Raw genomic sequence first — 22,714 nt, 5'->3', positions numbered from 1 at the left:
ATGTCGGCTACCCGCCGGCGGCTGCTGGCCCTGCTCGCCACCTTGCCGCTGGGAGGCCTGGCTGCCTGCAGTGACGGACCGAAGCAGGGCGAGGCGATTCGCCCCGCCGAGATCGATCCGGCCAGCACCTGCGACCTGGATGGCATGCTGCTGGCCGACTATCCCGGCCCGAAGGCGCAGATCCATTTCGAGGGCGAGCCGCGGCCGCATTGGTACTGCGATACGGTGGAGATGTTCAGTACCCTGCTGCGGCCGGAGCAGGTGCGCCCCGTGCGCGCGGTGTTCACGCAGGACATGGGCCTGGCCGACTGGGATCAGCCGCGCGGCCATTGGTTCGATGCGCGCGAGGGCTTCTACGTGCTGGGCAGCAAGCGCCATGGCTCGATGGGCCCGACCCTGGCCAGCTTCCGCAACCAGGCCGATGCTCAGGGCTTCGCTCAGCAGCATGGCGGCCGCGTGCTGCGCTATGCCGAAGTGACACCGCAGATGGTTGACCTCAGCGGTGGGGCTTTGCACGATGGCCGGATGTGATGCTGCGATCGAGCCACCGTCGCCGCGACGCGTTGGTGCTGCTGCTTGCCGCTGGCGGCGGTGGGCTGCTGGGCGCCTGGACACAGCATCCCCCCGTTGACAGCGGCGGGTCGGCGGGGCCGCGCGCGGGTCACGACGATCTCTGCTTCGCCGCGCCGGCGCTTCCCCTATGACCCTCCGTCCGGCCTGCTGCTATTTGCCGCGCGGGTGGTGCCAGCCCATGCGCGCTGCCCCGTCTGCGGCATGTTCCCGGCGCGTCGGCAGGAGTGGGCGGCGCAGGTGCTGTTCGACAATGGCCACGCGCAGTTCCCTGAATCGCCAGCCAGTCTTGCCTCTTTCCCGCAACGCGTTGCTCGCTATGCGCCGGGACGGCTGTGCCGAGACATCATTGCCAGTCGTGATGAGTTGAGCCCGTGCCCCGAACACCCGGAGTTCCCTGCTACGCAATGGAAGGCGACGCATGCGAGTAGCGCTTCGCAACAACCCGAAGCCTTTCACCAAAGCGCTTGGCCGTCTCGATATCGCCTTCCAACACTTCGTCAACCCCCGCATCGACCGGGGTTGTAGCCATCGCGCCGGAGGAAGAACCCACATAGTTCAGGTCGTTGCGCAGGGCGGCCTTGGTATTGGAGGGCATCATGCCGGTGCCAACCCATAGGCCGCTGTGTTGCATGGCAAATGTCATGAAGAACTGCAAAGTGGACAGCTTGTCGCCGCTCATGCTTCCGCTGTTGGTGAAGCCCGCGAAGAGCTTGTCTTTCCATTTCTGGGCCATCCAGGCCGCGGAAGAGTCATCGGCAAATCTCTTGAACTGCCAACTCGCGCTGCCCATGTAAGTGGGTGAGCCAAGCACAATCAAATCCGCGGCAGCCAGTCCCATCCAGGCGGACTCAGGCAGAGTGCCTTGCGCATCAATCTCCAGCAATTCGGCCTCAGCGCCTTGGGCGACGGCCTGCGCCAATCGACGGGTATGGCCGTAACCGGAATGGTAGACAACCACAATGGACGGCATGGTGTGTTTCGCCTTCATTGGGCAGCCTTCCAGCGCCCAGCCGTTTCCAGCGCGTAGTCGCGGTAGCTCCGCAACGAGGTGCCTAGTTCTTGCTGCATGCGCTCGACTGCGCCAGCGGAGCCCAGCTCGCCATCCGTCTGCATGCGCGCCATCATGAGCCGCATGTCATACGCCATCCAGGCGGGTGCAAAGCTCCGGAACCGCGCTTCAAAAGGCCCGATGTCGTCACCTGCGTACTGGACGGTCTTGCCCAGCACATCACTCCACACAGCGGCGGCTGTGTCACCCGACAGCGCTGTTGGCCCCACGACATCCAAAACCTCCGTTGGCAAGGGTTCGCTTGCGGCATGTCTGCGCTGCAGATGTCGTGCGGCAACCTGCGCCACGTCGCGCGCGTCCACCATGGAAATGCCTGCACTGCCGATAGGCATGGGATACACGCCCTGCTCCAGAACATCGGACTGAATCAAGGCATCGTCGTTCTGCATGAAGTAAGCGGGACGCAGAATGGTCGCGTGCATTCCAAGCTGTTCGATCATGCGTTCAACCGTGTGCTTTCCAGTGAAATGCGGAACCTCGGTGAAACGGTCGCTGTGCATGACAGACAGGTAGACGATGCGCTCGATACCTGCTTCGCGCGCCAGGTTGAGTGCAATCAGAGCGTGGGTGACTTCGTCTGCGGCCACCGTGTTGAGCAAGAAAAGCGTTCTTGCACAACCCATGGCAGCGCGCATCGAATCAACATCCTGAAAGTCCCCCTTGACCGCCGTGACGCCCGGTGGAAACCGTCGCCTTTCTGGTGCTCTGGTGAGGGCGTGAACGTCTGCGCCTTGCGCGGCCAGAAGCGCCACAACTTGTGAGCCGATGAGCCCCGTGCTGCCGGTAACGAGTATGGTCATTTGAGTTGCTTGAAAGTATGCGATGGCTTGTTGAAGCAGGTCTGCGGCCAGGCAAGAAAGCGATCCATGTGTCCTCGCTCGACCCGGCAACAAGCTGAACTATTTATGGTTTAGCCTTGCTTAACTAGACTCGTTCTGTAGACGTCGGCGTACACAAATATGAACAATGAAAACTACTCGATCGACGATCTCCAGTGGTTCATCAAGATCGCGGAGGCAGGTAGCCTCTCACGGGCTTCTCGCCAACTGGATGTTCCAAAATCAACCTTGTCGCGCCGCCTGGCGCGCATGGAGACGGCAGCAGGGGTCAGCCTCGTCAAGCGCAATACCCGAGCCTTCGCATTGACCGACGCTGGCCAACGCCTGCTGGACGGAACAAGTCCACTGATCCATCAACTGAACGCCGTCACCCAGGACCTTTTTTCTCAGGATCAAACGCCAAGTGGTCGCGTTCGTCTGGCTGCGTCAGCGACATTTGGCAAAGTCGTGCTGCTTCCGCTGGTGACTGAGTACCTTTTCAAACACGAACATCTGGAACTGGATGTCAGGCTCAGTAACCGCCACGTCAACATCGTCGAGGAAGGCATTGATCTGGCGGTGCGCATTGGCGAACTTGCCGATTCCAGCCTGAAGGCTCGTGCCATCGGCACCGTACGCCCAGCCCTATTTGCAAGCCCTGCCTATGCAAGCCAGTACGGGTTGCCGCAGCATCCAGGTGAACTCAGCGCGTACGCTGGCCTTCTGCAGTCGAGGGAAGCCGCAGAAATCACACTGCATTCGCGAAACAGAACCGCAAAAGGACTTTTGCGTTCACGTCTAGTCATCGGCCCTTCCGACGCCTTGATTGCTCCCGCCTTGGACGGATTGGGAATCGCCGTACTGCCCGAGTTCCAGGCTGCGCCGCTGGTCGCATCAGGTCAATTGGTCAGGGTGCTGGAAGGCTGGCAAATGTCCCCGCTGAAAGTCCATCTGATCTACCCCATGCAGCGCCATCAATCCCCCACAGTTCGGGCACTGATGGCATTTCTTGTGGAGCAGATCCCCAAAAGGTTGAAGACACTGTCGATCTGAATTGCCTCCGGCTTGATCGAGGCGAGCGGCGGCCAGACCGCTTCGATGGCTGTTTCATCCCTGACAACGGTCGTCGCTGCCGGCACGACGACAGGCAAGCCGATGACGGCGTCGTGTCCCGGATCGTGAACCTGGCAACCTGCCTCGGAAGACGGCAACCGCTGCCGTGCTGTCCGCCGTCGTTGGTCGCGAGCTTCCGCTTCGGGCACCTTGCTGCCGCACGGATGCTGACTGCGACCGTCAGCAACCGCTGCAAAGATGCCGCTCGTGCGAGGCCGCCGCTGGTGCTCGGGAGCACTGGATCGCGTGCTCACCGTGCTGAACTGGATGCTCACGTCCACTGGAATACGCAAGCGTATCCGCCCTAGACGCGTGCGCGCCTGATCAAGGTGCTAGAGCGCGCTTCTCCGGCCTGAACTACCAGGGGCAGTTCACGCACTACGGCGACCTGGCCTACGAGATTCCCGTCGCTGAAGCGCGGCGCCTGCTGGAGAAATGATGTTGGCGTCGTAAGGACCGGTGTTGGGCATGACCGAGCGGAAGAACTGTTCCAGCGTCTGCGGCTTGCGGTCGAACTGGACGTTGTCTAAGTAGCGCGGCCACTTGCCGATGCGGAACTGGTCGAAGAACAGTTGGTCGTTGGGCGCCGGCGCGAGCGAGGCGGCCACCGTGCTGTTGCCCGCGCGTCCGCGGCGCGGCTGATCGACCAGGTAGACCGGCCAGGCGCGGGTGTGCTGATGCTGCACGCGCAGCGCGTCCACGCGTACCAGCATCCCTCAGTCACGGTGGACCGATCCAAGGTTTGACGGTGACGGCAATGCGTTAGGCGTTTCGCCTGGCTCGCGTGACCATGACGTTGGCCCACTGCCCGATTCGCTACCTAGCTCCGATGCGGAATCGCTCCGCAGGAATCTGGCGGCAGCTCCGGACGCACGGCTCCAAGCGCCTCCGTCACTCTTCCGGCGTGTTTGCAGGGCTCGAAGGTGCTGCAGCCAGGGCGCGCTCGATCTTGGACCGTGCGGTGTCCTGAGGAACATCGATGTAGCGCAGCGCCGAACTCGCATCGCGCCATCCGACGTGCTCCATCAGCTCCTTCAATTCCCAACCGTTGGCGCTGGCCCAGCCGGCAAATCCGCGGCGCAGCGAGTGGCTCGAATACGTGGAGGCCTCCGCGATCCCCGCATCCTTCAAGATACGGCGCAGGAGTGGGAGCACAGCTTGGCTAGTCATGTGTTGACCGGAGATGTTCCCCCAGCGGTCGATGCCGGGGAAGACAGGTCCCGAAATCCTCCCGCCCAGTTCCATCCAGTCCAAGAAGGCATCGACTGGACACAGACGTGACAGCGCTGGGCAATGAAATGCCCGGTCGTCGTCCTCGTCCGTCGTCTTAGTTCGGCCTGGCCTGCAAGTTAGGCCCTTGCCTCTGACGGCCTGGATTTCCTCGATGCGCATGTTGGCGAGTTCATCGGCCCGAAAGGCCCTCCAGAAACCCAGCAGCAAGAGAGACCGGTCGCGGGCATGACGCAGCTCATCGACCCGACGTCCTTGCTCTTGCGCAGAGCGGCGAGCCGCTAGCAGCCAATCGCAGGAACGCTCTAGGACGTCGAGTTGGAGCGGTCGAGCTCGACGCTGTGGGATCGCGTGCTTTGCCCGAATTCCTCGAAGCACCTTGTGCACGAGATTCGATCGCGTGGGATCGGCGAAACCATGATCGGTATGCCACCGCGCGAGGGCGGCCAAGTGCAGCCGCAGTGTGCTGATCTTGTAGAGCGTGGCATGCTCCACCAAGTACCTTGACACAGTGTCAACGGTAGCTGGAAGCAAACCTTTCCAGCCCTGCTCGAAATGACGGATCGCCGCGGCGTAGCTGCGCACGGTGTTGTCGCGATCTGCCGCGAGAACGTACTGCTCGACGTCGGTACTCATGGTGTTCGTGGACGATTGTCGCTTGCGTTTGAGCGCGAGCTAAGGAGGCCTTCCCGCTCAGTTGCTTGGCCTATCCCTTCGTATCGAACGCGCTGCCGTTGATTCAGGCAGCTACTTGCGCCAGGGCATTCTGGCCCACACGCCCTTCATCCAGGAAACAAGGCTGGGCGTCTGCATATGCCGGTTCACGTGGGCGTACTCGATGTCCTTGAGTGCTTTCGTCAGGACTTGCCATGCGTCATCGCGGGCTTGCGCAGGGTTGGCTATGAGGATGGTCGCCGCCACATTCGCACCTGGTGCCAAGGTGACGGACGCCTGAGCCAATGCATTCATGTACTCCAGCAGCACGTCCTCGAAGGCCTCCAGATGTCCGCGCACCGTTGCCGGCAAGGCGGTATCGACGAGTTGCAACATGGCTAGGCGCGAGCTCATAGCGGCCGTCATTTTGGTCACGTTCTGCGAATAGGCGGCCTGAGCGTCCTGCGGAGCAGTCCGGTCGGGAAGCTCCTCGATCAGGGTCGCGGCCTTCGCGCACATCGACTCGACGACCGTGGGCGCGATCACCTTGCGCATCCAGTAGTCGTCCTCGATCGATGCGCGACGCGCCAGCGCATCTTTGGCCCGGGTGTACCACAGGTTGAAGATGGACAAGCCTGCGCCGATGAGCGCAATGATCAGTGTCCCCACGTCCTTCCCGCTCCAACTACTGGACGATTGTTCCGGTGCCGAAGACGTCGTCGCTGGTGCTGGTGCTGGAGTTGTGGCACTGGCGTTAACCGTGCCGGACCGAGTTCCGATCGCACTGACCGCTGCAGCTGGCAATGAGGTGTTCGATGCGGCTGCGCTGGCCACTGGCGTTGGCTGTGATGCTGATTGGGGTGATGCCGTATTAGAAGACGGTTGCGCACTGGGCGCCGAGCTGGAGGTAGGGATCGAAGCCGCAGACCAAGACGCGCCATGGGCAATCACGCAGGACGTGCCCACAACGACCGCAACCAGCGGTCTCGCCATCGCTGCGCGCATCAGTGGCTGAGCAGGGTTCGACCTTGCAGCGCCTTGGCGGCGTGGTCGTCGATGATCGACGACATAAACTCGGGCGCACGGAAATGGAAGCGTTGCTTGAACAGCTCGACCGACCCAGCCTTGACCACGCTGGGGCCAAATAGGCCTAGGAAGAAGGACGAACTAACGGTGTAGGTGTTCTCAGGGATGATGACATCGACCTGGGCACTCTTGTCGTCCATCAGGTCCAGTTGGTACTGGGCACGCAGAGCTTCGCCTCGGGCGCGCCCCGTGTACACCGGTCCTTGGATCTTGTTGAAGTCGACGATCACGTGTTCATCCATTTTTTGCCTCGCCAGTCGTATTGCCCGCCGAGAGTGGAAATTGTATGGCGATCAACGTTCCCGGAAGCCGAGTTCCCTGCAAAGACGTCACGTACTTGGCGTCCGGCGGACTGTACAGATCGTTCTGTGCGTTGAAAGCGATGATCCGCGTGCGGTTCTCGTTCGGCTTGATACGGTAAGTACCATCAAACACGATCCGAGTTCCACCGCTGATGATAGACATCCGAGCCTTCTCGCTGCCCGCGTGGCCGTTGCACTCATCATGCACCTTCTGGAAGAACTCGATCAGGTCAGCGGTGCCTTGCCCACGTGTATCAACCTTTGACCGATTCTTGCTCGAAACCATGCCCTGAAGTGCGATCAGCGTCAACAAGGCTTCTCGGTTCCAAGTTCGGTTGAAGAACCCGCCCTTTGCATGTCTGTCTAAATATCCAGTAATCTGCTCCGTCGTGTATGAATCTGACGGTAGCTCTTCCAGCGTCTCGGCGAACGATTTACCGAAATTCAGGATCACGATCTCGCACATGGGGGTGGCCAGACTGGTGTCAAGGTATCCCTGGATCGTCCAGTCGTTCATCCCGGCATGCTGGATGGCGTTGTCGATGATCTCCCCAACGTAATCGCAGAGCTTGGCCCGCGCCAACGGCGTTAGCCGTCGCTTGGCGTTCTTCAGGCAGCTGTCCATGTGCTCGGCGAAGCGCTGCACCGCGATGCTGCGATCGTCGGCGGAGGTCGGCCGTATCGCAACGACGTAGTGCCGACAATGGCGCTGGAAGATCTTGAGCTTGGCCTGCTCGCTGGGGCCAGGGTATTCGTGTTCGACCCCGAGTTGCTTGACGATGCCCATGGCCCGAACGAAGCGAGCCATGGGCGGATTTTCGGGATAGTTGCCGCTCCAGCGAATCTCGCGCAGACTCGCCTTGGCCTCCTGGTCGATTTCGTCAACCAGCTTGTCCAGCAGAACGTGGGCGCCAAGGTCCTGCTCAATGACCTTGCTCATGTCCACCTTGATCGCTCGCGGGAGCATTCCTCGGATCGACTTGGCGAAGGCTGCCACCATGCTGATGGCCAAGGCAGGCTCCGTCAACATGGAGAAGGTCTTGGGGACTGTCAGCTCAATCAGGCTGCCTTGAGACGGCGGCGCCTTGGTGTGGACCTTGGCCAGCAGATCGATCAGGACCGAATGCTTGCCGAACGAAGTGAGCCGGATCAGGCGGTGCTCCTCGGCACGCGCGCGTGCGCGCTTTCGAAGCATCGCGGTGCGTAGACGGGAGCAGCGCTTTCTCCAGCGTTTCTGCTGCAGGAAAAGAGAGACGTTGAACTTGGCCGGATGCATGGAGTGCGGCCCATGGTGGACCGATTCTTGATATGGCGTGGCCGGCGCCGCTGGCGCACAGCCTCCCTAGGACCGCGCTGTGCGCGAGCGCACATTATCTGATTTTGCGACCCGCGCTCGACCACCGACCCCGGGCCCCCAATGCCGATGAAGCGACCCAGGAGACAGCAATCTGCAGATCGCTGGGCCGATATGGCGTGGCACCCAAAATCTCTGGCAAGAGCGACTTTTAGTTGATCAGATTTGATAACAGCATATTAATTAATCCCAAAAAATTGGAAATTTGACGCCCTTGACTTTCGTTTGATGATACATACCATCCGCATTACGTATCACGTACAAAATCGGTGGCAGACATGGCACGACCAGGGGTGAGCAAGAGCGAGGTGCAGCGCGCTCGACTGACGCTGATCAAGGCAGGGAAGCATCCGTCGATCGACGCGATTCGCATTGAACTCGGCAATACCGGCTCGAAGGCCACCATCTATCGGCACATCAAGGAAATCGAAGCCGATGAAGGGAGCAGCGGTGCCCCAGCAGCCTCGATCAGCGAGGAGTTGCAAGCCCTGGTCGCCAACCTGGCTGGCCGGCTCGAGTACGAATCCCAAGAGCGACTCAACGTGCTGCAGGCTGGCCACGCGACTCAGATTCAGCGCGCGGCGGAGGCGTTGCAGCGAGCGCAGGACGATGCGCGCAACCGCCGCGCCGAGCTCGCTCGATGCCAGTCTGATTTGGCGGGCGAACGCAGCGCCCGCCAACATGCGGACGCTGAACTTGCCGCCTTGCGGCTCGAATCCAGTCAACAAGCGGCGCAGCTCGGTGCGCAAGTACAGGGGCTGCAGGATCAGCTTTCGGCCGCCCAGGCGCATGCAGTCTCGCTGGAAGAGAAGCACACGCATGCGCGCGAGGCCTTGGAACACTTCCGCACCAGTTCCCGCGAGCAACGCGATCGCGAAGCTCGCCAACACGAGCAGCAGATCCAGTACCTTCAGAAGGAGGTCAGCACCGGATCCGCTTCGTTGACGGCCAAGCACACCGAACTCCGAAGTGCCTTGCAGGAGAAGGCCGATGCACTGGCTCAGTTGACCGGCGCCCGGGCCGAAAAGCGTCAGCTCGACGATTTGCTCCGCGAGCTGAAGCCCGCGGCGGAGCGACTAGCTGTGCAGACGGAGGTCGTCGAGCAACTGCGTGGCCAGGTTGCGCAGGCGAGTCAGCAGAATCAGGCACTGCTGGCTCGCGCGTCCGAACTCGGCCAGCGCAACTTGGAGCTGGAGAGACTACTTGCAGCAGCCGAGGCAGCAGCCCAGGCCCAGGCCCGGGTGATGCAGGACGTTCTGACTCGCATCAGCGAAGGCGCCGAAAGGTCAGCGGGAAAGATGCAGCCGACCTAGATCAGTGCAGCGACGACCCGGAGCTTGTTTAGGTCGATCCGCCTGTTTGGCTGTGCCGATAAACAAGCGGCTTGACCAGAACCAGCCAGTGCGGGGCAACCTTGGTGATCGGCCTGGCGCGGGGCTGGCAACATCAATGCTGCTGCGGGCCGTCAAAGATGAATGACTGCGGATACAGCCCCACCAGCCGAGCTGTTCAAGTTCACCCAGTCGATGCAGGTTGGTAGCTGGTTCTGCCGCGTCCTAGAGCAAGCTACCGCTGGCGCAATACCCGCACGCGCTGCATTGCATCCTGACGGCTAGACTCGCGAGCTTCAGATGTACCGATGATCCGCTTAGCCTAGGCGCAACTTCTGCCTCACGTAGGCACTATGATTCGGTCATGTCCGAGGCCCTCAAGAGTTTCGTCTCCACGCAGCGTTCATTGCTCGCGCGGCTAGAGGAGTTCTCGCGAACGCCGGGCTATGAGCAGCTATTGGCAATCTTGAGGGAGCGCAGTTTCGAGGATCCGGAAACCTAGCTTGCAGGGCGGCTCATTTCGCCGGCCCCTGGGCTTGGCCGTCGCCCAATTGACCTCACTTCAGACCTTGATGGGATCGATCGCGTGGCGAACTACTTGACCCGGATCGCTAACGGGACTGGGGCTTAACTGTCGGGTGCCGGATGATTGCGCACTTGCCGAAGGAACAAATCGGGGCGTGACAGCGGCCATCGCTTGAGCGCCTGCAGCGGCGCCACGCGCTCCAACGCCTTCTGCAGTAGCTGAGCGTTGTAGAGCCACACATAGCGGTGCGGCGTCGTCGCCAGGTCCTCGGCGCTGCTGAAGCGATGTGTGCGCAATACCTGCTCCAGCCGGCCATTGAACTGCTCGACCATGCCGTTGGTCTGCGGCGTCTTGGGCTTGGTCAGGCGGTGCTCGATGCCCAGTGCCTAGCACACAGTGTATCGAATTCGTGTTCGCCGCTGGGCTGCCGCGCTCGTGAGCCGAAGAGTCGGTCGGTGAACTCGGCGCCGTTGTCCGTGAGGAGGGTCCGGACCTTAAACGGTGCCGCTTTGGCCACTCGGACCCGCACCGGCCCTCGCTGCAGTTCCAGCTCGATGGACTGTTGTGGCGTATATGCCGGCGCGTCTGCAACGACCGACACGGGTACGAATGCATGAGGAGGGCTTAGGGCCATCGCCACTGTGAGAGGTCTGGCGTCGCCACTTGGGCCACGGACGCGCTCGGCGCCGCACAGGTAGCGATGACTTGATGCTTCATCTCTGCATCGTGACGTTGGCGACTGGCCGGCTCGGCGGCTGACATCGTGTCCACCTAACTTGTTTGCTGGGAACCATCCTGGCTCCCAACGAGAAGCCGTTCAAGCTGGGTTGGCCGGACGCATACGAGAGTCACTTGCTTTTGCACTCGCAACTGCAGTCTGTCTCTTGCTCGGTCGTCTTGCACTTGTCCGGCGGATCCTTGCACTCGATTTCATGTGTGACTTGCCCGTCCTTGGACGCGCAAGTGCACTTTGAACTAGATGTGCTCGCGCTAGCCAGCAGCTTCCTGCCGATCGTGTCTACCGACCAGCTCATGGCAAGCGAGCTGCTGGCCGCATCGAAGTATGGCGAGCGACTTAGGGCCGCTCTGAGCCCTTTTTCGGTGAGATCTTTGTTCTTGATCCAATCCGCTACGACCGCTGCTGCAGCGCTTGCCGCTAGCTTGGGATCAGGTGGTGACATGAACACAAGCCTTGAATCGCTGGACCGTGGTTGTTTGAGCGCCCTCGCGGCCACCGACCCAGCTCCGATGTAAACGAGCGTTGCCTTGGTGTTTCGTGCAGCCTTGGCTACGTCTCCGATGTTCTCCTCGGTCACATCAGGACCTCGCGTCGAACGCGAGCCGAGGACGTTGCTCAATGCGCTCAACTTTTCAGCGTAGATTTCCTGGCCAGTGAGCAACAGCTTTTCGCTGGTGGACAAGGCCTTGCCGAGCTGTGCGATCTGCGAGGGCGATTGAGTGAACATGAAAACCGACTTCTGCTGTGCTTGCTTGAGCATATCCACGGTGGGCGCCTGTGCCAAAGCCAACACAGGGCGCTTGAGGTCGGCATTTGAGATTGCCGTGGCACCGAGGCTGGTCAGCGGCCCGATCACGAGAGCTACGTTTTTCTCGTTGACTAGTTTCCTGTAGTTCGACTGAGCGACGTCCGGATGGTCGGCGTCGTCTAATGACACCACGTCGACCACCAGACCAGCAAGCTTCTTGTTGATCTCGCGCAGGGCGTCTTGTCCGGCGCCAGCGCGAGGCCCTGACAGCGGGAGAGTGACGCCAATGACGGGCCGGTCTGCAGCGGCGAAGCTGGCACCGGACGCGACAAGCATGGCCGCCAGGACGGCCCTGTACGTGAAAGTCGTCATCGAGGTCTCCTTTGTGATCACGTGGCTCAGAAACCCGGCAACCCGCCGAGGGTCTTTTGCAGGAATGGCATCGTGCGTCCAACGCTGATGCCCAGAACGATGACTAGCAGATATCCGACGGCTCGTTGGACGTACACAACCCAACGCATACGATCGTCATGGCCAAGGCAGATGTATGCGGCACGTGTCCGGATGGTGGTGGTGGCTGCGATGCTGACCCATGCAGCCAGCAGCCAGCGTGGGACGGTAGTCGATCCGAACCACGTTTTATCCTTGATAGGCAGCGCGATGAGCTTCCAGTCCAGCGGCGTGTCGCTGGGCGGGTCGCATCCTAGCGTCCTGCCGGAGCGCCCATAGACAAGACTGCCGACCATGACTAATAGAGCGATCTCGCCAAGGATCCGAAGCGGCTTGACGCCGTACCCGCCCAGGTAACCGAAGCCATAGAGTCTGACTGCGGCGAGCGCGCGCTCTGACCACGTCAATCTTGCGTCCCCCATTTCCTGTCGAGCCTCTGCCGTCTCCCGCAGATACGCCACAGCGTTGGCGTCATCAAGAAGATCCAGGGAGCTGAAGTTGCGTTCCAAGGACCGCAACGTCTCCGCGTTGGCTCCCCATTTTTCCTCGTCCGTTTGGGCTCTTGTCTCTATAACGTAGCACCCGGGCGTTTTTTCGAGTTCGCGCAGTTTGGCGCCTGTGCCGGCGGTAAGCGCCTTTGCGATCTGAACCCAGCGCCACCGAAGATTGCCTGCTTCACCCCCGAGGTTGCGCATGCTCAGCCGACCCATGAATCTTGCTTCTGCGAAGTCAGCAGTGGTGGCAAACGAGGCGCCCTCCAGACTGAGTGCGATGCCTTGGCGCTCGGAATCTTCCGGACATGTCCCGCTCCATCCAAAGTTGGTGGATACGAACGACGCTTTCCCCGCAAAGTCAGTGTTGTCGAACAGCGCTTTTCCAATCCATGCGTGGTCGAAGAGCGCCTCGCTGACTAGCTTCACGCGGGCCGAACCGCCGCCGAGTTTTAAGGCATGCACGCGGGAAAGGCGGAAGTCCAAACTGCTGCGGACTTCAGCATCCTCAAACGAGACGAGCCCAGCGATCTCCGACTGCACGAAGCTGACCGGGCCAGCCAATCGCGCCTTTGTGAAGTCCATGCTCCTTCGAGAATTCGTCCGATCGAACGATGCCGGACGCTCGCCCACAAACTCAGCGTTGAAGAAGATTGCGCCGCTTGGGAAGATTGCTCCATCGAAGTCCACTCCACCGCGGAAACTTACGCCCGTGAAGTTGCCCCTTTCGCCGTCGAACCTTGCCTCGCTGAACTTGGCCGATGCGTTCAGGCTCGCATTGTTGAAGTTTGCGCCACGGAAAACCACCTTCTCAAAGTTTGCAGCACTTCCATCGACAACTGCATCAGCGAACGAAAGCGCCTTGAGCACCGTGCCACCTTGCTCTTCAGCATGAAAGTCAAGGCCCGCTGCGAACTTAGCTCTCGAAAAGGAGAGTGAGCCTGCGTTTCCCACTAAGAACTCGCTGAACAAGGCTGAGCGCTCAAACCTGGCATCGCCGAAATCTGTCCTCGCGTCCACCTTCACCTTTCTCAGCAGCGCGTTGCCGCCGAACACCGCGTGCCGTAGCGTCAGCTGTCCATTGAACGTGCTCCCGTCAAAGATCACCGGATTTCGAAACCTTACCCTTGAGAGGTCAACATCCCCACAGACCCTTGTGTTGCGCAGTGCAAATGTGGAGAGGAAGACGACGGGCGTGTTGGCTGGCCCGATGTTGATGCGCCCGTAGATCTCACTGTTTTCGATCGCTATCGCGGCGCGCACGAGCAAGACGTTGCGCACGTTGGTAGCCAGTTCGCGCTCAAGCTGGGCCAGCTTCAAGTCGTCCTTTAGTGAAGGCAGGCCGGGCAGTTTCGACTCACCCTTCGGGACAACTGATTCCAAAGGTAGAAGTGATAAGTCCAGGTCTCCCATGATTGACACCCCGTCAAGAGATACCGGTTTCCCACTTCGAATGTCTTTGAGAACATCGGCTGCCTGAACAGGTTTGCGAGTACCAGGTGATGCAGGGCAGGGCCGTGTTTCGCCTTGGAGTGCAGCAGGAGTTGCGGCCCAAAGTGTTGGTGCAGCGAAGAGATTCACCGCAACCAGATACCTTGCGATCAGCCCTTCCATGCAGCCTCCGGATCCACCGCGGAGTACCTTTGCCCGGGCGCCATTCGATCACCTCCAGTCAGTTTTTAGCAGTGGAAGCCGTCTCTACCTGAGGCGACCAAAAAAGCCTCCTTAAACGGGACCATCCAGTGTTACGGCGGCAGCGTGCCGCGCCAGGCCTTGACCTGCTTGCGCCAGCCGGCAGGGTTCGGGTGGATTTCGTTGATCCAGTCGCCGCTATCCGCCGTCGAGGTTGGGTCTGCTGCCGTGAGTAGCCCGGTGGTGGCCACCAGATGCAGGTCGGTGCCGTTGGCCGCCCAGCCGTCAACGGTCTTCTCGATCTCGGCAAACAGCAGGGCCGTTAGGTTGGCCCAGTGCTGGGTTGGGATACCATTCTTGACGTAAGCGGCGTACAGCCATGGCCCCGAGAGGCCGCGGATGGCGGGCGCGTCGCGTGCGGTTGGCGTGTCGTAACAGTTCAAGTAGATCTTCGTTGCCGCATTTCGCGAACTGGTGCGGATAGCGTTGTAGATCGCGGCGAAGTTGATGTTCAGGTATCTGACCAAGGCCGCAAGCGCTGCTGGGCGGATGCAGCTTTTGGCATCTGACGGGGGCGCTATTGACCGGCAGTCAACGAGTAAGCCCTCGCCCGGCCTTGGATCCCTGGCCGCATCGATGAAGTCGTTGCCTCCGGCGCTGAAGAGGATGCCATCGTAGGTCTGCTGCCGGAGCCACCAAACTAGGTCGCTGTTCATCATGTCCACGATCCGGGTCAACGTATGGCCGGCCGTGGCGATCTTGATGATTAGGTTGCTTCTCCCGTCCCGATTGAAGTCTCTGGCTAGGTACTCCGGTAGGGAGCCCTGATCCCAGGCGCTCATGTCCATCCACGAGTCACCTTCTGCCAAGTAGGTGCGCTGAAAAGGACCGTAGCGCTGCACCTCTCGGTCGTTGACGAGTAGGCGAGCTCCCGAAACTGAGATGGATGCCATGGCTGCTCCTGGATCGGAGGGAGTGCCCCACGAAACTCGCAGCATGATGGATCGGACGCTGCGACGGCAGGCGGTCGGTTCCGGTTCATCCTCAAAAGTATGTAGAGCTGGAGGCAGTTGACGAACTCTCTTCGCTGTGACGAGCGTCGTTGTAGGAGGTGCGATATGGGCTTTGGGGGCTTGCTACCTGGTGCGTGTTGCACTGCAGTGCATCTCGCGCTTTGTTCCGACTTGAGACCCGCCCTCACCGGAAGTCCCGGCTTCCCATCCGGAGTTTCCCCAACATTAGTGCGAGGTCCATCAGGAAGCCCGCGATCAGATTCATGACCTCCCCGTCACGCTGCCAGACGCCTTCACGCCTAGCAGTCGCGCGGTGAGCATCACCTGGCGCTGTCGCTCCCATATCGCGCGATGCACGATCACCTGAACATCACCGGTCCCCGACCTTGGGGCCGAGCCTCATCCTCAGCGACGAGCGCATCGCGATCAGCGCCGGCAGCGATCCCCAGAAACGCATAAAGCTGCCAATGCTGCAACTTTATGGTTCGGGGCACAGTTGTTTGCGCAGGTAGACGACCAACAGCTGCCAACTCAGGTAGAAGTCAGATGCAGTCGACGCACTGCATACAGGTGAGCCCGCATCTTGCACCGAGTCCAAGCGGCAGCTCCAAACGCTAGCGTTGAACTGAACGCGAATAGCCTGTGCGCACGCGCCTTCTGCGGCGTCTGTTCGGCCGAAAAACGCTTGATCATTATTTGGCCAACGCCTATCAATGCAGTTCCGTCACTTCGGAAGGCGCACGCGTATGCCAGAAAGACGAAAGGCCTGCTTGTTCGCGCAAGCAGGCCTTTCCTGAACTCAATATTCACCGCCGCACTCTTCAAATTGCATCGGCCCTGACAGGGTAGGCGCCACGCCTACGGCTGTCAAGGGTTGGCTGAACTCGTGCCTTGATCTTTTGCTCTTGTGTTCGCCGCGGCAGTGACTGATGGCCTTTCGTAGGCCGGCCGACCTGGCACCGCGTGGAGCCTCCATCGCTGGAGGTCCCGCATGAACGACATCTGCACCCACTCACCTCGACCGGGACGCCTGCCATGAGTGGGACCAGGAAGCCGCTCAAGAAAGCGACTGGCCGACTGGGGACGCAGCTGCGCGGCAAGCTGCAAGATGACTATGCCGGCCGTGGTAAGAGCAAATACCGCCTCTGGTATGCATACAGCTCCAAGGCACAGGCGGACGTGCTGCTGCACGGCGATCCGCGGTACTTCCACTTCTTGCTGGTCGAGTCCGATCCGGATGTGAAGACGGCGAACTACAACGTGCAGGCACGGGCCATGCAAATCGCCGGAGAGGAGCTCGGGCAGATCGTTGACGCGGAGTTGCACATGGCTGACAACAGCGTGGTGTGGAGGTGCGTACGAGCCGAGGAGACGTCTTCGGTGGCCACGAAGGTAGATCATCTGCATTTGCTCGTCGGCCAGCGCGTGCACAGGGATTTACCGTCGCGGGTGGAGGTACTCACAGCAGCGGAGATCACCAGCAACCCCATGCGCATCCAGAACTGGAACCGCCTGTTGCCCTATCTCGGCCAAGCGCGGGCGTGGCCGCTGAACGAGTTCGGCAACGAGGTGGCCACACTGATCCACACACGTGATGAGGTGGCCCTGTGCGATGTCGTGGCGCTAGCTGAACCCGGTCGGGAGGCTCTGTATGTCGCGGCGTTGCTGCAAGGCGTCCAGGTCGGGCGCTACCTCAGCAATCTCAACGAGAAACCGTGGGGATTGGGCTCACGATTTTGGGGAGCGCGGAGATGACTTTTTACCGGTTCAAGACCGTGCCGCAGGAATGGCGCAACTGCGATAACTGGCCGCGGGCGTCTATAGAACTTATGAACGAGAGTGAACGCAACCGTTTCGACCGGATGGAACTGGCAATACGGACCTACATGGCGAACGGTGCCCTGGGCGCAGCTGCCAAGGTTGGCCAGTGCAGCAAGCAGACAGTTCTCGACAAGCTCAATCGCTGCCTGACGATCGACGACGAAGGCCGCATCGCAGGATGGCGTGGCCTGTTGCCCTATGTGAGACTTTCGGAAGCTAAGTATCAACGCCGCGAGCTACCTTCTGGCGCAAGAGCGGCGGAGCAGGGCGCTTCAGGTGCGTTCGAAGCATTTCTTTGCGCCAATCCATCAATCCGCAGGCGGCTACACGAAGCCATCCGCAACGGCGGTTCGATCAAGCCCAAGGTCAAATCGCGCCATCCAACCGTTCGCAGCGTTTTTTCGGCATTCCGTTCCGCCTGCGATGCCGCAGGGCTGACGGCCAATGACTATCCGCTGAACTCCCGCAGCAAGGGCCGGCGGTCGGTGGAGCGCTACGCACGGGCCTTCATCCCGACAGATGCTACTTCAGTAGAAACCTGGTACGGCATCGACGCGCGCGATCAGATGAAGCTGGGGACAGGCAGGAAGCGCTTTCCCTTGGCGATGGCGCCACTCGACATGTGTGGCGCGGATGCCCACAAGATCCACTGCCACGGCGTAGTCATCGTGTCCGGGCCGGCCGGCCCGCAGCCGGTCGCAATTGAGCGTATATGGATCTTCCCGATCACCGACAACGCGTCCCGCTGCGCGCTGCGTTACTCGGTATCCATTCAGACCGAGATCAGTGCGGAGACCATCGAGGAGGCCCTCGTCGCCTGCGAGGTGCCCTGGAAACCCCGCGAGCTCGTCGTGAAAGGACACAGCTACAAGCCTGGTGCGGGTTTTCCGGTGGGATCCATCGAGGGGCTGATGTTTTGCCGCCCCTGCGTGCTGCAGGTCGACAACGCGGCTCAACACTTTTCGAACAAGCTGATCCAGGTGGCTCGGCGGGCTTTGAGATGCAGCGTGACGTTCGGCCCGGTCGGCGGGTGGTGGAGCAACGGCTTAACGGAGCGGCTCTTCAAGACGCTGGAGATGTACGGTTTTCAGTGCGAGCCCTCGTCGACAGGCTCAAACCCGATGGACGTCCACAAAAGCGATCCCGTGAAGAATGCGATTCGCCATTCGATCACTTGGGAGGAGTTGCTCGACTTGATCGACGTGCTGATCGCCAACTACAACGCGACGGGACACTCCGCCTTGGGCGGCCAAACCCCGCTGGCCGTTATGCGCCGCGGCCTCGACGTGCATAGCGCCACCTACCTGCCACGGGCATCGGTGCCCGCGACGGCACATACGCCGGCACTCGGCGTCGCGGTGGATCGGCGCACGATCCAAGGGCGTGCCCGGCCGGGCGCGATGACGCCCCCCTACGTGTTGGTCGATGAAGCTCGCTACACCTGCGACGCACTGTCCTCTCGCTACGACCTCCTCGGCCATGAAGTCATCCTGCACATCTGCGAGCGCGACATGACGGTGTGTGCTTTTCTGCCGGACGGGCATGCGTTCGGACAACTGAAATGCCTGCATGCCGGTTGGGCAGCCCACTCGCACTCGCGCGCCATGCGCAAGACGATCAACGCGCTGATCCGCAACGGGCGGCTGGCGGGCGATGACCCAATCAACGAGTACCTGGCCTACCTAACACGGCAGACCCTCTCCGAGGTCAAGGCGGCTCCGGGTCGGGTGTCACATGCGGCCACGCAGCTTGCCGAGGCCTCTCGCATCACCGGCCTCGATGTGCCAGTGCTCAATGCCGAACCGGAAGCGCTCGTGCCGCTTCTGATACGTCCCGTGCCCGGACACATCAAACGTCCCACCTGGCGCCAAACCTGATTGATGGAGTAGTCATGCTGAATCAAGCCATTACCAATGTCGAGCAACCTCGCACAGCCCATCCGCGGCGACGCGGAGCGCAATCGTCAGCGCAGGTAAGCTCGACGCAGCAGCAGCCCGCTGACAAGGCCGCTGCACAAGCAGCGACCAACCGTGAGATCCGCCGGGCTGCGCTGGAGCAGGGCGAGGCCCGGGACAAGCTGTACATGGAGCACCCGGTCACCAAGAATGAGGTGGCGGTCGCTACGCCACCGTTGAAGGAGGCCTACAGCATCATCGAGAGCGTCGTGGTTCACCGTGATCCCGGCACTTGCTTGTTAGGCGACTTTCGGTCCGGAAAGACGACCACCATCAAGCGCACGGTGTGCGCGCTGAATGAAACCTTCCGCAATCTGCCCGTCGGAAAAGCACTGGCGAAGGATCACGACAAATTCACCCAGGGCACGTTCTTCTCCGACTTGCTGCAAGACGCAGCCCACTCCGGAGCGCAGCGCGGCACTGCCCAGGAGAAGCGCACCCGCTACCTCAACATGCTGATTGGCCAAGCGCGTGAGCTCGCCAGTGACCGCTATTTGGTGTTGGTCGACGAAGGGCAGAACTGGGGCGAAAGCCAATGGACCTGGCTGCGAGACGTAGCCAACGACCTGAATGAGAAAAGCATCCGGCTGATCACCGTCACCTTCGGGCAGACATCCGAGCTCAAAAAATTGCGGAGCAACCTGCTGTCGCGTGGTCGCACCGACCTGATTGGCCGTTTCCTGCTTACGCCCCGAGAGTTCCGGGGGCTGCGCGATGTCGAGGAACTCAGGGAGACGCTAAAGGCTTATGACGATCCCGAGCAAAGCGCCCACCCGATCGGGACCGACATCAGCTATGCCGAGTTCTTCATGCCCAAATCGTGGAAGAGTGGCTGGCGGCTTGCCGACGAAGCGGACCGCATGTGGAATGAGTTCAAGGCCATTGCCGTCAGCGGCAACAAAGTAGCCGGCAACATCGGCATGAACTGGATCGGTGGCGCGGTGCGCAACTTCCTGTTCGCTCAGATGGAGTTGGACGGCCCTGGTTACGCCGGCACGCCGGGCGCCTGGAAGGCGGCGGTGCAATTCAGCGGCTACGGGGACACGTTGTTCTGATGGGCAGCCTGCCTCGGTTTCAGAGCGTCGACGGCGGCCTGATGGGCTGCCTGCCGTGGATGTCTCCCCTGGAGGGTGCCTACACGCGCACCGCAAAGATCGCTCTTGTGAACGCGCTGGACCCTCGATCGCTCTGTGAACTGCTCTTTGGCAGCAGACTGCTACAAGCCAGTTTTTCACCCGTGCACGGCCGCAGTTTCCTCAGTGGCCTCTGGGCGGCGCCCAAGGCCCAAGGCGCGACAGGTCAATCGGCGCTACCTGGCTTCTTGACCAGCCTGTGCGGCGGTTGGGCCACTGTCATCGCAGGCGATACCCGGCTGCGACTCTGTCGAGCCTGCGCGGACGTCGGCTTCCAGTCCGCGCTGCACCAGATCGATGCACTGTCGACCTGCCCATTGCATGGCGAGCCACTACGAGACACCTGCCCGCACTGCGACGCACCAACACCACGGTACGCGCTGACCCAAGAGGCGTTCCAGTCGCCAATGCAGTGCACCGAGTGTGGCCGAGGCTATGGACGCGCCTGGAACGGAACAGCAAACTTTGAGCAATGGTGCGGGCCAGGCGACACACGCGCTTTGCAGCAGTTGGGGCGACGGTTGCAGGCATGGCAATCGCTCGATGTGGATTGGTCGACTGTGTCCAACTGGGTCGATATCCCATCCTCAGACCCTTCGCCGCGCCGGCGTGCGCACGTGTTTCATGCCCTGTCGACGCTGGCTAGCACCGGTAGCGATCCAGATGCAGGCGTAACGGTCATGGGCACGGCATGCCTGCCATCCAGGAAGCAACCGCCCCGGCGAGAACCGCGCACCGCAATCTACGAGTCGATACGTCGCCACGTCATCGAGCATCTTGACCTGTCCCGTTGCGTAGATCGCTTCGATTTTCACGATGCCTTTTACCTGCATCGGGTCAACGAGGCCATCGTGCCCAAGTACTCAAGCTGCTTGGCCCATCTTCACGCCCTGGTGCTGTGGATCTCGCGCTGCGAAGGCAGTTTCCCTTTCTCGGATGAGATTGGAAAGCCGACCTTCGACTCGGAGGGCGACGCAGAGCGAACTCGGCTGGGTACATCACTGCTGCTGTGGCCCACAGAGGTCCAAGTGAGCGACGAGGCCTGGGGACATTTCGTATGGCGCAGTTTCCTGGAGGATCTTTGGACGGCGCGACAGTGGCAGGCAGCCGTGCGTCCCCTAGGAGACCCATTCGAGAAAGACAGTGACGCCCCCGACGTCAAGGCCAACCGTGCAACCTACTTGGAGCTGCTTGCAATCTGGGCACCAAGGATGAGTCCGCGGCTGGAGGTCGTCTCCAGCGGGCTAAGCCACTTCACGTGGCGGGAAGGCGTCAACCAGCGACAACTGTGCTTGGTCTCAACCCGACGCTTCGAAGGAGCATGGTATGACGAACCGAGAGTCTCTTGACGCTGGTGATGAATGGGACGAGGAAGCAGCGGGAGAGGGCGGTTCGCAGCAGCTACTGCCTCCTGACATTGCGCCGCTGGAACGCTTCGTAGCGCCGGCCGGCCTGGACGGCAGCAATGGCACCCATCGATGCGGCGCGGCGTGCCGCATCGATGCCAATGATGATCGCGCCGCGATCGAATGGTGGATCACCAAAACATCCATTCGTCAGGGATCCGCAGTATGCCGTCGCGCAATGGCGGATAAGCTGCTTAACTGGGCTTGCTTCGTCCGAGGTAAGGCAGTGTCATCGCTGGACGAAGAGGACTTCGTCGCATTCGCAAGGTTCCTGGCAAACCCACAGCCGTTGCACCGCTGGGTTGGCGCGCGCGTGCCGCGCACTTCAGCGAAGTGGCGACCATTTACTCAGTCGCAGATGGGCTCTTCACGCGACGCCACACTGAGGCATCTCGTTGTGCTCACCCACTGGCTGTCCAAGCAACGCTACGCTGAACTGCGGTTCGTCTATGGAAAGAAGGACATGGACATGGGCTTAGCGACCGTCGCCGTTCAAGGTACCACGCGGACTCGCAGACCCATGGACATGCTGACATCCGATGAGTGGCACTGGATCCGCCGCGCGCTGGATCTGAACTTCCCGGCGGAAGATCTAGCACCACACCGATTGATCGTAGAGCTGCTGTACTACGGCAATCTATACACTGAAGAAGTAGCGAGATTGACGATCCAGGATCTTGAACCACCAAATCGAATGGCCTCGGACTGGTCCGCCCACATCGACAAGCGCGTCGTTTGGCGCGGCGGTGAAACATTGATTTGCCCACCGCCCTTGTCGGACACGATCAGCCGCTGGGTCAGGCGACTAGAGTCGCCTCGCACAGAGTATGTCGTGCCCCGAAGCTGCAACTCGCCCGAGACGCTGCTCGCGCTCGATGCCAACAGCGCTTCCCGGTACGGACGCCGAGTGGTACAGATGGCTGCAAGCCTCGCGATGGAGCGCGGCGACACGAAGAGCGCAATGCGTTTGCGTGAACGCTCATTGATGGCCCTCCGCAACGCCTTTGATGCGCATCGATCTGGGCGAGAGATCAATCAAGAGGCGATTGATCTGACTGGCAGAAACATCCAATTTGGTCTTGGCATGAGCTTTCGAATGCCGAAACCTGGCGATTGGCGTAGCGCCGAACACCTGTGGACCGAAGGCGACGTCTCTGGACGGCGCGCAGAAGAAAGGGGTATACCGATATGGCCGCTTGTCGAGCTGTCGACGTCCTGGGTGTGAGGCCGCCCGGACATCGAAGCCCCTTTTCAATTCTTTCCGTACGAA

19 protein-coding genes and 2 pseudogenes are annotated in these 22,714 nt (G+C 60.9%); 10 read left to right on the top strand and 11 right to left on the bottom strand.

Annotated elements, in window-relative coordinates:
* Positions 1–531 (top strand): nitrous oxide reductase accessory protein NosL, encoded by a 531-nt coding sequence (locus G8A07_RS14440; RefSeq protein ID WP_195797780.1) that lies wholly within the window; start codon positions 1–3, stop codon positions 529–531.
* A 439-nt stretch (positions 532–970) separates the two neighbouring features.
* Here G8A07_RS14440 and G8A07_RS14435 read toward each other — a convergent pair whose 3' ends face one another.
* Positions 971–1,543, bottom strand: coding sequence for a flavodoxin family protein (locus G8A07_RS14435; RefSeq protein WP_195797779.1), 573 nt, complete (start codon positions 1,541–1,543; stop codon positions 971–973).
* Between the two features lie 14 nt (positions 1,544–1,557).
* A complete protein-coding gene (locus tag G8A07_RS14430; RefSeq protein ID WP_195792741.1) occupies positions 1,558–2,442 on the bottom strand; it encodes an NmrA family NAD(P)-binding protein in 885 nt (294 codons plus the stop codon).
* Between the two features lie 159 nt (positions 2,443–2,601).
* On the opposite strand from G8A07_RS14430, the gene G8A07_RS14425 reads away from it, so the two are divergent.
* Complete coding sequence (locus G8A07_RS14425; RefSeq protein ID WP_195792740.1) at positions 2,602–3,513, top strand: LysR family transcriptional regulator; 912 nt, start codon at positions 2,602–2,604, stop codon at positions 3,511–3,513.
* A 473-nt stretch (positions 3,514–3,986) separates the two neighbouring features.
* On the opposite strand, the pseudogene G8A07_RS14420 reads toward G8A07_RS14425, so the two are convergent.
* The 3 genes and pseudogenes from G8A07_RS14420 to G8A07_RS14410 all read right to left on the bottom strand — a co-directional run.
* A pseudogene (locus G8A07_RS14420) lies at positions 3,987–4,241 on the bottom strand (alpha/beta hydrolase); the annotation flags it as partial.
* Positions 4,242–4,464: 223 nt separating this feature from the next.
* Entirely contained in the window at positions 4,465–5,439 is a 975-nt protein-coding gene (locus G8A07_RS14415) for a tyrosine-type recombinase/integrase (protein ID WP_195792739.1), read from the bottom strand.
* Positions 5,440–5,550: 111 nt separating this feature from the next.
* A complete protein-coding gene (locus tag G8A07_RS14410; RefSeq protein ID WP_195792738.1) occupies positions 5,551–6,126 on the bottom strand; it encodes a hypothetical protein in 576 nt (191 codons plus the stop codon).
* Here G8A07_RS14410 and G8A07_RS14405 point away from each other — a divergent pair.
* Entirely contained in the window at positions 6,101–6,472 is a 372-nt protein-coding gene (locus G8A07_RS14405; protein ID WP_195792737.1) for a hypothetical protein, read from the top strand. The genes G8A07_RS14410 and G8A07_RS14405 overlap by 26 nt on opposite strands.
* Here G8A07_RS14405 and G8A07_RS14400 read toward each other — a convergent pair.
* On the bottom strand, positions 6,462–6,785 hold the full coding sequence (locus G8A07_RS14400) for a hypothetical protein (RefSeq protein WP_195792736.1): 324 nt from the start codon (positions 6,783–6,785) through the stop codon (positions 6,462–6,464). The two genes, G8A07_RS14405 and G8A07_RS14400, sit on opposite strands and share 11 nt — an antisense overlap.
* Positions 6,778–8,121, bottom strand: coding sequence for a hypothetical protein (locus tag G8A07_RS14395; protein ID WP_195792735.1), 1,344 nt, complete (start codon positions 8,119–8,121; stop codon positions 6,778–6,780). Before G8A07_RS14395 ends, G8A07_RS14400 begins: the two co-directional genes overlap by 8 nt.
* Before the next feature lie 371 nt (positions 8,122–8,492).
* Here G8A07_RS14395 and G8A07_RS14390 point away from each other — a divergent pair, with 371 nt between their 5' ends.
* Both G8A07_RS14390 and G8A07_RS28285 read left to right on the top strand, forming a co-directional pair.
* Positions 8,493–9,512, top strand: a complete 1,020-nt coding sequence (locus G8A07_RS14390; RefSeq protein WP_195792734.1) for a DNA-binding protein — start codon at positions 8,493–8,495, stop codon at positions 9,510–9,512.
* 535 nt (positions 9,513–10,047) lie between these two features.
* The gene (locus tag G8A07_RS28285; protein WP_195797778.1) at positions 10,048–10,161 is read left to right on the top strand and encodes an antitoxin Xre/MbcA/ParS toxin-binding domain-containing protein; all 114 of its coding nucleotides are present in this window, start codon (positions 10,048–10,050) and stop codon (positions 10,159–10,161) included.
* Here the strand turns inward: G8A07_RS28285 and G8A07_RS14380 are convergent.
* From G8A07_RS14380 to G8A07_RS14365, 4 genes and pseudogenes are all read right to left on the bottom strand, one after another.
* A pseudogene (locus G8A07_RS14380) lies at positions 10,158–10,567 on the bottom strand (integrase core domain-containing protein); the annotation flags it as partial. The gene G8A07_RS28285 and the pseudogene G8A07_RS14380 sit on opposite strands and share 4 nt — an antisense overlap.
* Before the next feature lie 337 nt (positions 10,568–10,904).
* Positions 10,905–11,915, bottom strand: a complete 1,011-nt coding sequence (locus G8A07_RS14375) for an ABC transporter substrate-binding protein (protein ID WP_195792733.1) — start codon at positions 11,913–11,915, stop codon at positions 10,905–10,907.
* 26 nt (positions 11,916–11,941) lie between these two features.
* Positions 11,942–14,098 carry a pentapeptide repeat-containing protein gene (locus tag G8A07_RS14370; protein ID WP_195792732.1) on the bottom strand — a complete coding sequence of 719 codons (2,157 nt, stop codon included), beginning with the start codon at positions 14,096–14,098 and terminating at the stop codon, positions 11,942–11,944.
* A 131-nt stretch (positions 14,099–14,229) separates the two neighbouring features.
* Entirely contained in the window at positions 14,230–15,069 is an 840-nt protein-coding gene (locus G8A07_RS14365; RefSeq protein WP_195792731.1) for a hypothetical protein, read from the bottom strand.
* A 1,095-nt stretch (positions 15,070–16,164) separates the two neighbouring features.
* Here G8A07_RS14365 and G8A07_RS14360 point away from each other — a divergent pair.
* From G8A07_RS14360 to G8A07_RS14340, 5 genes are read left to right on the top strand one after another with little or no spacing between them, the layout of a single operon-like run.
* Positions 16,165–16,884: a hypothetical protein gene (locus tag G8A07_RS14360; RefSeq protein ID WP_195792730.1), complete on the top strand. Its 720-nt coding sequence runs from the start codon at positions 16,165–16,167 to the stop codon at positions 16,882–16,884.
* Positions 16,881–18,827, top strand: a complete 1,947-nt coding sequence (locus G8A07_RS14355; RefSeq protein WP_195792729.1) for a hypothetical protein — start codon at positions 16,881–16,883, stop codon at positions 18,825–18,827. The genes G8A07_RS14360 and G8A07_RS14355 overlap by 4 nt, the downstream gene beginning before the upstream one ends.
* A 14-nt stretch (positions 18,828–18,841) precedes the next feature.
* Positions 18,842–19,960 carry an ATP-binding protein gene (locus G8A07_RS14350; protein WP_195792728.1) on the top strand — a complete coding sequence of 373 codons (1,119 nt, stop codon included), beginning with the start codon at positions 18,842–18,844 and terminating at the stop codon, positions 19,958–19,960.
* The gene (locus tag G8A07_RS14345; protein WP_195792727.1) at positions 19,960–21,387 is read left to right on the top strand and encodes a hypothetical protein; all 1,428 of its coding nucleotides are present in this window, start codon (positions 19,960–19,962) and stop codon (positions 21,385–21,387) included. The genes G8A07_RS14350 and G8A07_RS14345 overlap by 1 nt, the downstream gene beginning before the upstream one ends.
* Positions 21,365–22,669: a hypothetical protein gene (locus G8A07_RS14340; protein ID WP_195792726.1), complete on the top strand. Its 1,305-nt coding sequence runs from the start codon at positions 21,365–21,367 to the stop codon at positions 22,667–22,669. The genes G8A07_RS14345 and G8A07_RS14340 overlap by 23 nt, the downstream gene beginning before the upstream one ends.
* Positions 22,670–22,714 lie beyond the last annotated feature (45 nt).

Origin of the sequence: Roseateles sp. DAIF2 (genome assembly GCF_015624425.1) — a bacterium.
GTDB lineage: Bacteria > Pseudomonadota > Gammaproteobacteria > Burkholderiales > Burkholderiaceae_C > Kinneretia.
Note: the sequence above shows the minus strand (reverse complement) of the source record. Positions and strands in the feature narration are given on the sequence as shown.

Coding starts and splice junctions, on each gene's coding strand:
- G8A07_RS14440 (WP_195797780.1), top strand. CDS start 1: ATGTCGGCTACCCGCCGGCGGCTGCTGGCCCTGCTCGCCACCTTGCCG.
- G8A07_RS14435 (WP_195797779.1), bottom strand. CDS start 1,543: ATGCCGTCCATTGTGGTTGTCTACCATTCCGGTTACGGCCATACCCGT.
- G8A07_RS14430 (WP_195792741.1), bottom strand. CDS start 2,442: ATGACCATACTCGTTACCGGCAGCACGGGGCTCATCGGCTCACAAGTT.
- G8A07_RS14425 (WP_195792740.1), top strand. CDS start 2,602: ATGAACAATGAAAACTACTCGATCGACGATCTCCAGTGGTTCATCAAG.
- G8A07_RS14415 (WP_195792739.1), bottom strand. CDS start 5,439: ATGAGTACCGACGTCGAGCAGTACGTTCTCGCGGCAGATCGCGACAAC.
- G8A07_RS14405 (WP_195792737.1), top strand. CDS start 6,101: ATGAGCGCAATGATCAGTGTCCCCACGTCCTTCCCGCTCCAACTACTG.
- G8A07_RS14400 (WP_195792736.1), bottom strand. CDS start 6,785: ATGGATGAACACGTGATCGTCGACTTCAACAAGATCCAAGGACCGGTG.
- G8A07_RS14395 (WP_195792735.1), bottom strand. CDS start 8,121: ATGCATCCGGCCAAGTTCAACGTCTCTCTTTTCCTGCAGCAGAAACGC.
- G8A07_RS14375 (WP_195792733.1), bottom strand. CDS start 11,915: ATGACGACTTTCACGTACAGGGCCGTCCTGGCGGCCATGCTTGTCGCG.
- G8A07_RS14370 (WP_195792732.1), bottom strand. CDS start 14,098: ATGGAAGGGCTGATCGCAAGGTATCTGGTTGCGGTGAATCTCTTCGCT.
- G8A07_RS14365 (WP_195792731.1), bottom strand. CDS start 15,069: ATGGCATCCATCTCAGTTTCGGGAGCTCGCCTACTCGTCAACGACCGA.
- G8A07_RS14360 (WP_195792730.1), top strand. CDS start 16,165: ATGAGTGGGACCAGGAAGCCGCTCAAGAAAGCGACTGGCCGACTGGGG.
- G8A07_RS14355 (WP_195792729.1), top strand. CDS start 16,881: ATGACTTTTTACCGGTTCAAGACCGTGCCGCAGGAATGGCGCAACTGC.
- G8A07_RS14350 (WP_195792728.1), top strand. CDS start 18,842: ATGCTGAATCAAGCCATTACCAATGTCGAGCAACCTCGCACAGCCCAT.
- G8A07_RS14345 (WP_195792727.1), top strand. CDS start 19,960: ATGGGCAGCCTGCCTCGGTTTCAGAGCGTCGACGGCGGCCTGATGGGC.
- G8A07_RS14340 (WP_195792726.1), top strand. CDS start 21,365: ATGACGAACCGAGAGTCTCTTGACGCTGGTGATGAATGGGACGAGGAA.